Origin of the sequence: Rhizobium sp. ZK1 (genome assembly GCF_047782645.1) — a bacterium.
In the GTDB taxonomy this organism is placed as follows: domain Bacteria; phylum Pseudomonadota; class Alphaproteobacteria; order Rhizobiales; family Rhizobiaceae; genus Rhizobium.
On record NZ_CP180586.1, the window covers coordinates 2878806 to 2893395 of the forward strand.

At 58.8% G+C, this 14590-nt stretch carries 12 protein-coding genes; 6 read left to right on the forward strand and 6 right to left on the reverse strand.

All coding sequences use genetic code 11. The features are described 5' to 3' along the window. Window positions 1-52: 52 nt before the first annotated feature. Window positions 53-970, forward strand: a complete 918-nt coding sequence (locus ACK9YZ_RS14860; RefSeq protein WP_416064322.1) for an extensin family protein — start codon at window positions 53-55, stop codon at window positions 968-970. A gap of 85 nt (window positions 971-1055) precedes the next feature. Here the strand turns inward: ACK9YZ_RS14860 and ACK9YZ_RS14865 are convergent, their stop codons facing one another. Continuing rightward, complete coding sequence (locus tag ACK9YZ_RS14865; protein WP_416064323.1) at window positions 1056-2735, reverse strand: formate--tetrahydrofolate ligase; 1680 nt, start codon at window positions 2733-2735, stop codon at window positions 1056-1058. Between the two features lie 156 nt (window positions 2736-2891). Between ACK9YZ_RS14865 and ACK9YZ_RS14870 the strand changes: the two genes are divergently transcribed. Next, the gene (locus ACK9YZ_RS14870; protein ID WP_216755413.1) at window positions 2892-3419 is read left to right on the forward strand and encodes a TIGR00645 family protein; all 528 of its coding nucleotides are present in this window, start codon (window positions 2892-2894) and stop codon (window positions 3417-3419) included. Window positions 3420-3485: 66 nt separating this feature from the next. Here the strand turns inward: ACK9YZ_RS14870 and ACK9YZ_RS14875 are convergent, their stop codons facing one another. Together ACK9YZ_RS14875 and putA are read right to left on the reverse strand one after the other, a co-directional pair. Beyond that, window positions 3486-5132: a hypothetical protein gene (locus ACK9YZ_RS14875; protein ID WP_416064324.1), complete on the reverse strand. Its 1647-nt coding sequence runs from the start codon at window positions 5130-5132 to the stop codon at window positions 3486-3488. Window positions 5133-5227: 95 nt separating this feature from the next. Continuing rightward, window positions 5228-8344: a bifunctional proline dehydrogenase/L-glutamate gamma-semialdehyde dehydrogenase PutA gene (gene putA / locus ACK9YZ_RS14880; RefSeq protein WP_416064325.1), complete on the reverse strand. Its 3117-nt coding sequence runs from the start codon at window positions 8342-8344 to the stop codon at window positions 5228-5230. Between the two features lie 112 nt (window positions 8345-8456). On the opposite strand from putA, the gene ACK9YZ_RS14885 reads away from it, so the two are divergent. From ACK9YZ_RS14885 to ACK9YZ_RS14895, 3 genes are all read left to right on the forward strand, one after another. Then, window positions 8457-8918 carry an Lrp/AsnC ligand binding domain-containing protein gene (locus tag ACK9YZ_RS14885; RefSeq protein WP_216755416.1) on the forward strand — a complete coding sequence of 154 codons (462 nt, stop codon included), beginning with the start codon at window positions 8457-8459 and terminating at the stop codon, window positions 8916-8918. Between the two features lie 145 nt (window positions 8919-9063). Next, window positions 9064-9789: a helix-turn-helix transcriptional regulator gene (locus ACK9YZ_RS14890; protein WP_216755417.1), complete on the forward strand. Its 726-nt coding sequence runs from the start codon at window positions 9064-9066 to the stop codon at window positions 9787-9789. 46 nt (window positions 9790-9835) lie between these two features. Continuing rightward, window positions 9836-10297, forward strand: a complete 462-nt coding sequence (locus ACK9YZ_RS14895; protein ID WP_416064326.1) for a PAS domain-containing protein — start codon at window positions 9836-9838, stop codon at window positions 10295-10297. Window positions 10298-10324: 27 nt separating this feature from the next. On the opposite strand, the gene ACK9YZ_RS14900 is transcribed toward ACK9YZ_RS14895, so the two are convergent. The 3 genes from ACK9YZ_RS14900 to ACK9YZ_RS14910 all read right to left on the reverse strand — a co-directional run bounded on the left by ACK9YZ_RS14900 (window position 10325) and on the right by ACK9YZ_RS14910 (window position 13350). Continuing rightward, complete coding sequence (locus ACK9YZ_RS14900) at window positions 10325-11446, reverse strand: DUF2333 family protein (RefSeq protein WP_416064327.1); 1122 nt, start codon at window positions 11444-11446, stop codon at window positions 10325-10327. Window positions 11447-11600: 154 nt separating this feature from the next. Continuing rightward, window positions 11601-12674 carry a hypothetical protein gene (locus ACK9YZ_RS14905; protein ID WP_416064328.1) on the reverse strand — a complete coding sequence of 358 codons (1074 nt, stop codon included), beginning with the start codon at window positions 12672-12674 and terminating at the stop codon, window positions 11601-11603. Window positions 12675-12747: 73 nt separating this feature from the next. After that, window positions 12748-13350 (reverse strand): thymidine kinase, encoded by a 603-nt coding sequence (locus tag ACK9YZ_RS14910; RefSeq protein WP_216755421.1) that lies wholly within the window; start codon window positions 13348-13350, stop codon window positions 12748-12750. A gap of 237 nt (window positions 13351-13587) precedes the next feature. On the opposite strand from ACK9YZ_RS14910, the gene ACK9YZ_RS14915 reads away from it, so the two are divergent. Beyond that, window positions 13588-14544, forward strand: a complete 957-nt coding sequence (locus ACK9YZ_RS14915) for a choline ABC transporter substrate-binding protein (protein WP_416064329.1) — start codon at window positions 13588-13590, stop codon at window positions 14542-14544. The last annotated feature ends 46 nt before the right edge of the window (window positions 14545-14590 follow it).

Here is a 14590-nt window from a genome sequence, read left to right on the forward strand (position 1 = left end):
TCCTCTCCGCTCGATCAACGACGGGAAACGACGTGTGAGAGAATTTCGGAAGATGGCGGTCCTTCTTGCCGCACTCGCCCTGCTCCCCGGCGCAAGACTGCCGCGAACCGGCCCGGTACCACAGGCAAAACCTGAAGCCGCAACTGAAGCGCCTGCTGCCCCTCAGCCAGAAAAGAAACCGGAAACCGAGGAGGCTCCCAAGCCTACGGCGGAGGCTCAGCCCGAGCAGAAGCCCGAGACAATGCCGGCGGCTTCCGAGGTTCCGATGCCGCAGCCCAAACCCGGAGACCCCCCTCCCGCATCCCCAAACGGAAAGGATGAATTGCCCCCTGCTCCGCCGGAAGATCAGAAGCCAATAGAACCCGGTGAGCAGACACTGGAGGAACAGCGCCTGACCATCGAGCCCGAGAGCGAGGCGGACCATGCAGACTGCATCAAAGAGCTGCAGAGCCTCGGCGTTGTCTTCCGGGAAACACCTCGCATCGACGATGGCAACGGATGCGGCATCGACAAACCGATCATTGTCTCTCAGGCCCTGCCCGGCATCACATTGAAACCCGAAGCAACGTTACGCTGCCCGACGGCGCTGGCGCTCGCGCGATGGATGAAAGGAAGCGTTATGCCAGCAGCCTCCGTCGCCCTGCCGGAGAGCGGCGAAATCACCACCATCAATCAGGCTTCCGCCTATATCTGCCGCCTGCGCAACGGCGCCGAGACCGGCAAGATTTCCGAACATGCCCGCGGCAATGCCATCGATATAGCAAGCTTCAGCTTCGGGAAGGGCGTGGATGTCGCCATCCGCTCACGTCGCGAAGATTCGAGCCTGACAGGCGCATTCCAGCGCACGGTGAGCGCGGCAGGCTGCCTCTATTTCACGACAGTACTCGATCCCGAGAGCGACGTTGCCCACGAGACCCACCTCCATCTCGACGTAATCAAGAGAAAGGGCGGCTATCGCTACTGCCACTGAAATTCAATAAGGAAGTAAAAGGCTTGGCCGAAAAAGCGCAAGCCGATTACGAAAGCCTTGAATCGGATTGTGAAATGGCTGCCGATCAAAACAGCCCTTCAATATACCCCTGGTCATTGAGGAAAATCCGTTCCGCCGACGGCGATTTCGGCAGGCCGGGCATTGTCATGATCTCCCCGGTGATGACGACGACGAAGCCCGCACCTGCCGACAAGCGCACTTCGCGCACCGGCACGATATGCCCCTCCGGCGCGCCGCGCAGGTTCGGATCGGTAGAGAACGAATATTGCGTCTTCGCCATGCAGACCGGCAGCTTGCCGTAGCCCTGCTCTTCCCAGGCCGCGAGCTGATCGCGCACAGCCTTGTCGGCGGTCACTTCGCCGGCATGATAGATCTTCGAAGCGACGATCTCGATCTTTTCGAATAGGGGCAGGTCGTCGCCATAGAGTGGCTCGAACCTCGCCTGTCCGGATTCGGCAAGCTCCACCACCTTGTACGCGAGCTCTTCGACGCCGGCCGAACCCTCCGCCCAGTGACGGCAAAGGATAGCTTCCGCGCCGTGGCGCGCGACAAATTCCTTCACGGCAGCGATTTCCGTGTCCGTATCCGAAATGAAATGGTTGATCGCAACCACGACAGGCACACCGAACCGTCGCACATTGGCGATATGGCGGCCAAGATTGGCGCAACCGCGCACCAGCGCCGCCACATTCTCGGTGCCGAGATCATCCTTCTTCACGCCGCCATTCATCTTCAGCGCGCGGACCGTCGCGACGATCACGGCAGCGCTCGGCTTCAACCCCGCCTTGCGGCACTTGATATCAAAGAATTTCTCGGCCCCGAGATCGGCCCCGAAACCCGCTTCCGTCACGACATAGTCGCCGAGTTTCAGCGCGGTCTTCGTCGCGATCACCGAATTACAGCCATGAGCGATATTGGCAAAAGGCCCGCCATGCACGAAGGCCGGATTGTTTTCCAGCGTCTGCACGAGATTCGGCTGCATGGCATCCTTCAGGAGCACGGCCATCGCCCCGTCCGCCTTGAGATCGCGGGCGTAGACCGGCGTCTTGTCGAAGCGGTAGCCGATGATGATGGCGCCGAGCCGGCGCTCCAGATCCTTGAGATCGCTCGCCAAACACAGGATCGCCATGACTTCGGACGCGACGGTGATATCGAAGCCATTCTGTCGCGGGAAACCGTTGGAGACGCCGCCGAGCGAGGACACCATGCTGCGCAGCGCCCGGTCGTTCATGTCCATCACCCGTCGCCATGTGACGCGGCGCAGGTCGATATTCTCTTCGTTGCCCCAGTAGATGTGATTGTCGATCATCGCCGCGAGCAGATTATGCGCCGAGGTGATCGCGTGGAAATCGCCCGTGAAATGCAGGTTGATATCTTCCATCGGCACGACCTGCGCATAACCGCCGCCGGCCGCCCCACCCTTCACGCCGAAGCAGGGGCCAAGCGAAGCCTCGCGTATACAGACGATCGCCTTCTTGCCGATACGGTTCAGCCCGTCGCCGAGACCGACCGTGGTCGTCGTCTTGCCCTCGCCCGCCGGCGTTGGATTGATAGCGGTAACGAGGATCAGCTTGCCGTCCTTCTTGCCTTCTTGTGCGGCAATGAACTCGGCGCTGACCTTGGCCTTGTCGTGACCATAGGGAACGAGCTGCTCTTGCGGGATGCCGAGCTTGGCACCGATCTCGAAGATCGGTTTCTTCGTTGCCGCACGCGCGATTTCGATATCGGATTTAATGGCAGCCATGGATCAGGTTCCCGTTCTCTCAGCGCGCGACGGACTCGGCGTTTATTTCAATCGGATAGCGAAATATGCTCAACCTGTGAATAGCGCAGCGCTTTGCGATCCGCCTATTCCATTGTTTATTAGGGACCAACGATTCTGGGTTTTACGAGGTAGACAATGAAATCACTCGAGCTTCTCGTCGAGCGCATCATTCTTTCCAGCCGCTGGCTGCTGGTGGTCTTCTATATCGGCCTCGTACTGGCGCTCGCCGTCTATGCTGTCTCCTTCGCCTTCAAATTCCTCAAGGTCGCGGGCAGCGTCTTTGAGCTTGGCGAGGCGGAGATGATCCTCGCGATGCTTGGGCTCATCGATGCAGCTCTGGTCGCAAGCCTGATCGTCATGGTGATGATCTCGGGATACGAGAACTTTGTCAGCCGCTTCGACGAAGCCGAAAAGGAAGGCGAAGTCTCCTTCCTCGGCAAGCTCGATTCCGGCAGCCTGAAGATCAAGGTCGCCTCCTCGATCGTCGCCATCTCCTCTATCCACCTGCTGCAGGTCTTCCTCAACGTCAATCAATATGAGGATGGCAAGATCATGTGGCTCACTTTCATGCACCTCGCCTTCGTCGTCTCGGCACTCATGCTCGGCTTTCTCGAGAAGCTGATGAGTGTCACATCGAAGAATGACTTGAAGGATAAAGGGTAAAGCGGCAAGTGCCGGTGCTCAGCGGAAGCGCCGTGTTGTTACGGCCTCTGTTTTCGGCTCTCGACTTCAATTTACCGATGCCGGGACGATCACCGCCTCGGACTTTCTGGGGCACCGGACGCTTTCCTTCGCATTCGGTCCGCAGAAGTGAAGGCCAGGCTCTTCATCGTAGGGGATCACACCATCGATAATGTCGAGCTTGAGCGCCTGAGGCGGATATATATCGCCTCTCCCGAAAGACGGCGTTATCATCATCGTGTCGAATGTCTCGGGACTGACGCCCATCTCGCTAAAATAGGCAATGAATTTTCCGCGCTCCGTCTCCGTAAGCTTGGCCGCTGGCTGGCTCAGGCCAAGAGCGGAAGTCCTTCCCACGAGCCGCGACGTTCCGCCCATGAATGCAAGGGTGCAGCTCGAAAAACAGTACGCGCCGCCGGCGAAGACCTCTCCCTCGGTCGGCCCGCTTTTGGCCATGCTCGCGGTGCAGCGCGGATCCTGCATCGGACAATTCGGCAAGCGCGTTCTACCGATTGACGTATCGAGTCCCGCTGCGCGGATCATACGCCCCATCGCGAAAGCGGCATCCTCGTCGCCGCCATAGGACTGAAAGACGACCGGCAGCTTTCTATCGCCGAGCGTCTTCAACATCGCTTCCAGCTGAGCCGGTGTATCCGGCATGATGTCACCATCCGCCGAAATCCACTGCGTGCACTCTTCCTGGCAATTGCCGTTGTACATCAGGAGAAAGTCCATAGGATGGGTTTTAGGTGCAGGGTAGCTCGGTGCCTCAGCGACAGCCGCCTTGGGCGTCGGATGGCGATAGCATACGGCATCGGCCACTGCGTCCTGTGCGCAGAGTGGCATGCCGGGCCATTCGTTGTAAGCCAGCATATCCGTGATCAGACCTGTCCGAAGTGCTTCGGTGGGCGCTACCATCATCATGCTGTCGGGCGTGGCCCTCATCATCAGGTCAACGATGTCCCCGCTGACCCCCATCTCTTTCAGATATGCCTTGAGAGTCGCCGTAGCTTTTTTGCCTAGCTTGGTGGAACTGCTCTGCCCGGTAACCTTGCGACCAACCTCCTTACGGGAGACTTCCTGCCTCTTCCCGTTCACCATCTTATATTCAATGCGATAGGACACCCGCATCTTGTTGTAGATGGTCGTGATCTGATGAACGCCGATATATGCCCATTGCGACGAAGCCCGCGTCGTACCACCTGCCAAAGCCAGCGGGCACGCAGAGACGCAATATGCTCCATACGAATATGTAGATCCTGCTGAAGCGCCATTCCGGGCGATGGCAGCAGCACAACGTAGATCCTCTGGCGGGCAGCCCTCCAGCCGTGTACCACCGACCGCGGTTTCCAGCCCAGCCTTACGAATCATTCGTCCCATAGCATAGGCAGCGTTCACATCCCCACCTTCCGAACGGAACACGACCGGCAATTTCCGATTCCCGATCTTCTTGAGAATTTTCCTCATTTGGGCAGGTGTATCGGAAGTAATGCGCCCCTCGGCCGAAATCCATTCCGGGCAGGGTTGATTGCAAACAGCACGGCGCACGACGATGAAGCTCATGGCCGGATGTTCTGACTGTTTTTGTTCGGCAGCCTGGGAGATAGCATCTCCTATCGGCAAGTTGAAAAGAAACAAAACAAACAATAACTGGACGGGAAAGTACTTATTAAAAAAAGAAATTGCAAAGCGCACGTTTAGATCGCCTCAGTTGCATCTGATTATACGCTTAGCAACTGAATTGAACGGCAGCAAGCGGGATTGCGAGAGCTTGCTGCCGTCCTATTATTTTACTCGCCCATAGCAATCAGGCTGGCATTGCCGCCCGCGGCGGCCGTGTTCACCGAGATCACCTGTTCCAGCGCAAATCGCTGCAGATAGGCCGGACCGCCGGCCTTGAAGCCAGTACCCGAGAGCCCCGAGCCGCCGAAGGGTTGAGTGCCGACCACGGCACCGATCATGTTGCGGTTCACATAGACATTGCCGGTATCGAGCGCATCGGTGACTGTGCGGATCGTGGCTTCTATACGGCTGTGGACGCCGAGCGTCAGGCCGTAGCCGGAGGCCTGAATGTCCTGCAGCACCTTGGGCAACTCTTTCGCCTTCCATTTGACGATGTGCAGGACGGGTCCGAAAACTTCCTTGGTCAGCGCTGTGGATTTGTCGAGCTCGATAATATGCGGCGCGAAGAAGCTACCTCCATCAGGCGCCTTGCCGGCATAACGCACCTTCTGCGTCTTCTGCATGTCGGCAATATGGGCTTCCAGCATCGCCTTCTGTTTTCCATCGATGATCGGGCCGACATCGGTGGTTTCCAATGCCGGATCGCCGAGTTGCAGCTCCCGTGCCGCCCCTTCGATCATCTGCGTCATGTGCTCGGCCACGTCCTCCTGGAGGAAGAGCAGACGAAGTGCGGAGCAGCGCTGGCCGGCCGAACGGAAGGCCGAGAGGACCACGTCGTCTGCCACCTGCTCGCCGAGTGCGGTTGCATCGACCACCATGGCGTTGAGGCCACCGGTTTCGGCAATCAGCGGTACGATCGGCCCGTCCTTGGCGGCGAGCGCCCGGTTGATCGCCCATGCCGTCTTCGTTGAACCGGTGAAGGCGACGCCCGAAAGTGCGGCATGCGCCGTGATCGCAGCACCGACATCAGGACCGCCGGGAACGAAAAGCAATACATCTTCCGGCACACCGGCCTTGTGGAACATTTTGACAGCCTCATAGGCGATCAGCGGCGTCTGCGGTGCAGGCTTTGCCAGCACCGCATTGCCGGAAACGAGGGCTGCCGAAACCTGCCCGAGGAAGATCGCCAGCGGGAAATTCCAGGGCGAGATGCAGGCAAAGACGCCCCGCCCGCGCCAGAGGTAGCGATTGTCCTCGCCGGTTGGCCCCGGCATCTTGGTCACGGTGCCAAAGAGCCGGCGTGCCTCGCCGGCATAATAGCGGCAGAAATCCACGGCCTCCCGAACCTCTGCAACGCCGTCATCGAGCGTCTTGCCGGCTTCCGCAGCCAGCAGCACAAGCAGCCTGTCGCGGTTTTCCTCCATGAGATCGGCCATGCGCTCCAGCGCCGTTGCGCGCTCTTCGACGGAGCGACGCGACCACGTCTTGTAGCCCTTGGCGGCAACGGCAAAAGCCTTGTCGATGTCGACTGCACTGGCGTTGCGGACAGAGCCGACGGTCCTCGAATGGTCGGATGGCGAAATGACGGGCACATCCGCTCCGCTTGCAGCCACGCCGGGGATGAGCGGCGTAGCGGAAATGGCGGGAATACCGTTGCGGATACCGCCCATCAGCTTTTCAAGCGTCGCACGATGGCCGAATTCCAGCCCGGTGCTGTTCTTGCGCTTGCCGTAGAGCTGCAGCGGCATTGGGATCTTGCTGTTTCGCGCACTCGCACCGACATCGAATTGCAGCTTATCCGCCGGACGCTCCAACAGTGCCTTGATAGGTACGTTCTTGTCGCCGGCCATGGCGACGAAGGAGGAGTTGGCGCCATTTTCCAGAAGGCGGCGGACGAGATAGGCGAGCAGATCGCGATAACCTCCGACCGGCGCATAGATGCGGCAAGCGATGCGGTCGTTGGAGTTCATCAGGTGATTGTAAAGGCTCTCGCCCATGCCATGCAGGCGCTGGAATTCGAAGCCGGAACGATCATTGCCGGCAAGCTCCAGGATCGTGGAGACCGTCAGCGCATTATGGGTGGCGAATTGCGGGAAGATACGCGCCCGCTTGGCAAGCATGTGCTGCGCGCAGGCGAGATAGGAAAGATCAGTCGCCTGCTTGCGCGTCCAGACCGGATAGTCGTCGAGCCCACGCTCCTGCGCCCGCTTGACCTCGGTATCCCAGTATGCGCCCTTGACGAGGCGCACCATCATGCGACGGTCGAGCGTCTCGCATAGTCCGTCGATATAGTCGATCACGGCGACCGCGCGTTTCTGATAGGCCTGGATCGCAAGGCCGAAACCATCCCAGCCGGCAAGCGACGGATCGGAAAAGACCGCAGCGATCACGTCGAGTGAAAGCTCCAGCCGATCGGCTTCCTCAGCGTCGATGGTAAAATTGAGCTGATACGCCCTAGCCATCTGCGCGAGCTTCAGGAGATCGGGCACGAGTTCCTTCATTACGCGGTCGCGGTGGGTGGCGAGATACCGCGGATGCAGCGCCGAAAGCTTGACGGAAATGCCCATGCGATCGGGCAGATCCTTGCCCTTGGCATTCTTTCCCATCCAGCCGCCGATCGCCTCGATCGCCGTGGCATAGGACTGCCAGTATCGTCTGGCGTCCTCAGCCGTACGCGCGCCCTCGCCTAACATATCGAAGGAGTGGCGATAGCCCCTCTCTTCGCTCTTGGCGGCGCGGTTCAACGCGTCCTTGATCGTCTCGCCGAGCACGAAATGATGGCCGAGGAAACGCATGGCCTGCTTGGTGGCATTGCGCACGGTCGGCAGGCCCATGCGCTTGACGAGGCCACGCACCACGCCTTCGGGCGTTTCGCCGGGGCGGATGATGCGGGCCGAAAGGCCGAGCGCCCAGGCCGATGCGGAGACGAACCAGCTATCGGCCTTTCCTTCGTGCTCGCTCCAGCCGCCTTCTTTCAGCTTATCCTCGATCAGCTTGTCCTGCGTCAGTGCATCGGGCACGCGCAGCAGTGCTTCGGCAAGCACCATCAGCGCCAGGCCTTCCTTGGTGGAAAGCCCGTACTCCCGCAGAAAATCTTCCACGCCGCCGATCGATCCGGAATTGTCTCGGATCGCCTCGATCATGCCGCCGGCACGCTTGTCGATTGCGGCATCCTGGGAGGCCGAAAAGCGCAGGCCTTCGGCAAAACCATGCAGCAGACGATCGTCGTCACCGGCAAATGGAGCGTTGAACGGCGCAAACGGCGTGGAAATCTGGGTTGGCATGAAGGGTTCTCCGTGATTTTAGCAACATAGCTGTTCATTCGTGGTGTTTTTCACTAAACTCACGCCAACCAACATCATCTTCGCCTACCGACCGCCCGAAAGGCCGCGAAAAATGAAAGAACTCGACCGTCTCGACCGCAAGATTCTCCGCGCACTGCAGAAGGAGGGTCGGCTTTCCAACATAGAGCTCGCCGAACGCGTCAGCCTGTCACCAACGGCGACGGCCGAACGCGTCAAACGGCTGACGCGGGAGGGCTACATCACTGGCTATATGGCGGTCCTTTCGCCGGAAAAGCTCGGCCGCAATCTCCTCGTCTTCGTGCAGGTAAAGCTCGACCGTACTACGCCTGACGTCTTTGATGCCTTTGCTGCGGCGGTAAAACGCAGCGATGACGTCATGGAATGTCATATGGTCGCCGGAGGCTTCGATTATCTTGTGAAGGCGCGCATGGCGGGGATGGAGGCCTATCGCCAGTTCCTCTCGGAGGTGATTCTGTCCCTTCCCGGCGTACGCGAAACACACACTTATGCGGTGATGGAGGAGGTAAAAGGCACCGCCCTTTTACCCGTGTAGCTCAAAAATCAACTTGAACGTGTTTTTTCACTGATTAATTTTTCACAAAATGAATTAATCAGCATGTGCTAAGTCAATTGGCACTAGCATGCGTGCGGATTTATGTATTTGATAGCGGTAACATGAAGACTTGCGGGGGCGTATAATGTCTTACATGACTACCTCTGAAAGGCAGTCATTGCTGTCGAGCGAACTGGCGGTGGCGCGCACGCGTGGCCTGTTCGCACAGGCACTCGGAAGAGTGGCCGCCGCTTTCGGTTTTGAGCACGTCACTCTGCTGAACGCGCCCTCGGCGGAAGATCTGCTGCTGAAGCCGCTGATCATCGAGAGTTCGTTGCCGGTTTCCTACATCAGAGATTTTGATCGCGGACATATGCTGCGTGCCTGTCCGTTTGCCGCCCGCATGAGGGAATCAGCCGTACCGCAAGTCTGGCACCTCAGCGATCCTGGCCATGCACAATCCTTTCCCGCCGACATCAGGAATTTGATGCTCCAGCGCGGCATGATGGCGGGTATCGCGATGCCGATCAACTCAGCCGATGGACAGCGCCTCGTCTTCTGGTTCGGCGGCGAACGCGCATCCCTCGGCCAAAGCGAGATCAACGAACTTGTGATGATCGTTCTCCACGCGCTGGACACCTACAACGCCGTCAAGCGCAATGAGGAAAGCGCTCATAGTGCGCTTTCGGCTCGTGAACTGGAGGTCGTACGCTGGACCGCACAGGGCAAGACCTCGATAGAGATCGGCCAGATCCTGGCGCTCTCGGATCACACGGTAAATGCTTATATGACCAACGCAATTAAAAAACTCGATTGCGTCAACCGCACCCAGTTGGTAGCAAAAGCCATCCGATTGAAGCTGATCAACTGAGGAATCAGAAGAGAATCAGCGCGTCATCCCGAATTGGGGGGAAACCGTGCCTCTTCGTTTCGAACAGCCAGCCGTCGAGCATCGGCTGCAATCCCGTGCCCATATCGGAATCACCGATGCCGAAGCGCTGACGATGTTCGCCGCCTATCGCCTCTTTGGCTTCTGGTGGATGAACCTCGAGACGGGGCATTTCTTCGCCAGCGAAGACGTACACCAGATCTTCGATCTTCCCTACAGCGAAGGTCCGGTCAACCTGACCGAACTCATGTCGCGCATCCATGAGGAAGACCGGTTGCTGATCGCCGAAACCTTCGAGCAGGCGAGCCTCCACCGGGTCGGCTTCCACTATGTCTATCGGGTCGACAACCGACTCGGCGGCTACAAGATGGTACGCTCCGTCGGCAAGTTCCGCGACGACGCCAGAGGCGGCGGTATTGTCGGTATCACCTATGAATTCGTCGAGAAGCTGCGCATCGTCGGCTTCGAGGATGGCGGCGCTCGGCTTTAACCGTCAGGAAATAGCATTCTGGGCAGTCTAGCGGTCGAGCACCGCACGGATTTCAACCAGGTTCGAGCGCACTCTCAATATATAGAAGCCCATCGTGGCGAGATGGCTCGGCATGATCCAGCCGTCCTCCCGCCCGTTGGAAATGATCGCCGGCTGGATACGAAGTGCTGCCTGGAATTGCCGTGTCGTGCCAGCCCAGATTGCCCCAAGGTTTCGCTCCGACACAACCTGGGAGAAGTCCGCCTGCGCCGCCGAAAGAATCGCGTAATAAGCGTAGAGTTGTCCATAGGCGAACCAGAAGCGATCGTCGGCACGCGTATCGAACCAACCGCGATTGTGGTTTTCCGAGCGCTCGGCCAGCATGTCGGAGGTGCTGCCGAGATCGTTGGCGATACGATCGATGAACTGAATGAGGTTGTCGGCGCGGCCATCGAAGACCGCATTGCAGCCAGCCAGATCGGTATTGAACTTGCGCAGGCTGTTGATCGCCGCACGATAATAGGCCGGTGTCGGCGTCTTAGGCCCGAAGGGGCTGAGGCCGAAATACCAGCTATATTCATCGAACTGCAGATTGCCGCGAGCGTTCTGCAGGTCATTGTTGATGCCGGACGTGCCGCGCACGCGGCCCAGCGTATCGACAAGCTCGACGGAGGTGCGGCGGACGGCCTGGTTGATACCGCGCTGGAAGGATGCCTTGTTGTCGAGGAAGGGCGTGTGATCCCAGTCTATGCCGAAGAAGCCCATCTTGTAGAGCACCATCGAGGATATCCAGGCATTCTGGTTGACGTTGAAATCCGTCAGATCGGCCGCGACATCGACGATTGCCGAGCGCTGGCAGGTCTTGGCAGCAGCCCCGTCAGCCGCCGGAATTTCCTGCCCAGCCGGCACCTTGCGTTCCGAAAGACGATACTGATTGACGAAGTCAGTATTGAAATTCGACCAGACCTGCGTCTGCCAGACGAAGTTGCCGTAGAGAACGACAAGAAGCACAAGGAAGGCGAGGATCGGCAGCCGGATCACCCAGGTCCGCCGCGCATACCATCCGTGCGCGGCCAGGAACGGCCAGAAGGCCCAGGCGGCAAAAAGGCGAACCCAGCGGCTGATCGTCTGGCCGATCAGTCTGAAAAAACCGGCAATCCGGTCAAGCATCGTCGTCTCCTGTCAGGCGGCGAAAACGGGGATATCCTTTTCATCCACATATGCGCTTGATCGCCCAAGTACAACAAGAGCCAAGGATATTTCGTCCCGAAGGATGCGCGGGCCAGACACGACAGGACGTGATACGCTTCCCCTCACCGCCCTGTCAGGAGCGCAACGAACGGAAGAATCCAAGTCCGAACATAGGGGATTTACGCACCACATCGATCAGCGGCGCATCGGACCGTTCCTCCGCATAGACGGGGAATTTGCGGGCGAATTCCTGGTCGGCGCGGCTTTTTCGCTGGACCAGATCCTGAGGTACCAGCATGCCCTTCTCGAAAAGCGCGATGGTTTCAGCGATGTCAGGAAAAAGCTCCGGTTTGATCCTCACCTTCATGCCGGGCCGGTCGGTATCGACCTGCGCCTGATAGATGATGAGCCGCTCCTCGGTATCGACCGAAAGCTTGCGGATGAGCACGTTGCAGCCGGCAATACGGCTGTTCAGCCTGTCAACGAAAGCCTGGAACATGCCGATGAAACGCTCGCGCCGCTGGCTCTCATCGCGCATCGCATGTTCCTCGACGGAAATGCGATCAGCCTCCGCTATCAGCGCCTGGCGCTCCGCCTCCATTTGCGCCCAATGCGCCTTATTGCCATAGACGCCGATGCGGCCCTGCGTGTTCAATGCCTTGGCATTGAGCTCCTTCATGCGCATCCGCGCAATATCGATCTCGTCGACCAGCCGCCGCCGATGCTCGACAATGTCGATAAGGCTCAGTTCGGCGCTTTTGTGACGCCCGATAAGGAATCGCCTCTGGCCTTTGAGCAGCGTCGCCAGAAGATCTGATTTCGTCAGCAGATCGAGCAGCTGTTCCACGACCGGCGCCTCGCGTACCCGCGCGCTGTGCATGCGCCACATGCGCTGGCGGGAAAACCATCCGGCTATCTTTTCGCGCCGCGTCAGCCCGCGAAAACTGTCAAGATCGGCCGAAACCTTTGATGTCAGCCGGTCGAGAGAGAAGACGAGTTCTGCAAGCAGCACATCGAGCGTGGCGCTGTCGTTGAAAAAGGCCTGGAAGCGCGCATTCTGTTCGAGGAAAATCTCGTCGGACGAGCGCCCCTCGTCGCCATCGAAGCCGGCGATGCAGGCGGCACAATAATCCGCCTCGCCGGCCATCGCCTCGGCAAGGCCGCGGGCGGCATCATACTGGCTATCGAAAGGCGGGCTTTTGCGCACCGGGCACTCCCAGGGAATCTCCGTCTTCCAGACTATTCGCTTGCCGCGTCAAAGAAAACAGGCGTCGATCCGTTCAGACCGGCTCTGCAATCCATTCGCCGTTCATCGCATCGTCCCAATGCCGGCGGCACAGCGAAACATATTTCTCGTTTCCGCCGACATCGATCTGCGCGCCCTCATGCAGCACCTTGCCCTCGGCATCGAGCCGCACGACCATGGTCGCCTTGCGCCCGCAATGGCAGATGGTGCGCACCTCGCGCATCTCGTCGGCAATCGCCAGCAGTTCCTGCGAGGCCGGAAAGAGTTTGCCCTGAAAATCCGTCCTTAGGCCGTAGACCATGACGGGAATGCCGAGCCTGTCGACCACGCGGGCAAGCTGCCAAACGTGCTCGCGCGTCATGAAATGCGCCTCATCGAGGAAAACGCAGGAGATCGGCTGCCCTCCGCCGCTAAGCGTCTGAACCAGAGCATAGAGATCGCTGTCGTTTTCGAAGGGGATGGCCTCTGCTTCCAACCCAATGCGCGAACCGATGACGCCACGCCCGACCCGGTCGTCGAAGGCCGCAATCAAGAGAACCGTGCGCATTCCGCGCTCCTGATAATTGTAGGAGGCCTGCAGCAGCATCGTCGACTTGCCGGCGTTCATCGTTGAGTAGTTGAAATAGAGTTTTGCCATCGGATTCTCCTTGTCTGGCTTCTTGGAAGGTGGAGAACACAAAGAAAAGCCCCGACAAATTGATAATCACAGGAAATCCTGGCATCGAAATCGCCAAAAACCTGGAAGTTCAGGCATTCTCAAAAAAACGCCGGGGCGTCGCAATCACAGTGGCCGGAACGCCGCAAACGCGCCGAGATCGCTTGTAAAACTGGTCTATTGATGGTTGGCTTGGGAACGTAAGACTGGGAGTCTAAAATGAAAACAACAAGCGCATTCAAACTCGTTACCGTAACCGCAGTCGCCGCCCTCTCCGTGGCGACCGCCGCCTTCTCCGCAGACCCTGAAAGCTGCTCCACCGTCCGTCTTTCGGACATCGGCTGGACGGACGTCACGTCGACCACGGCGACCGCCTCTCTGCTCCTCAAGAAGCTCGGCTATGAAACCGACATCAAGGTTCTCTCCTTGCCGGTCACCTATACCTCGATGAAGAACAAGGACATCGACGTCTTCCTCGGCAACTGGATGCAGTCCCAGAAGGCGGATATCCAGCCCTATCTCGACGACAAGTCGGTCGAGTCCTACGGGCCGAACCTCGTCGGCGCCAAGTACACGCTGGCGACCAATGCCAAGGGTGCGGAACTCGGCATCAAGGACTTCAAGGATATCGCTGCTCACAAGGGTGATCTCGATGGCAAGATCTACGGCATCGAGCCCGGCAATGACGGCAACCGCCACGTCATCGACATGATCGACAAGAACACCTTCGGCATGAAGGAGATGGAACTTGTCGAATCCTCCGAGCAGGGCATGCTGGCGCAGGTCGCCCGCGCCGAGAAGGATGGCAAGCCCATCGTCTTCCTCGGCTGGGAACCGCATCCGATGAATACCAACTTCAAGATGACCTATCTGTCGGGTGGAGATGATACTTTCGGACCGAATTTTGGCGGCGCCGAAGTCTATACCAACGTGCGTGCCGGCTATCTCAGCGAGTGCCCGAACGTCGGGACATTGATCAAGAATCTCAAGTTCTCCCTGAAAATGGAGAACGAGATCATGAACAAGATCCTCAATGACGGCGAAGATCCGGAAAAGGCAGCGGGCGAATGGCTGAAGGCCAATCCGTCCACGGTTGAACCCTGGCTCGCCGGCGTCAAGACGCGCGACGGCAGCGGCGACGGCCTCGCAGCCGTCAAGTCCGGCCTCGGCCTCTGATGAAATGACCGGGGCGGATTTGCCGCCCCGTTTTCGTTTTCATCCC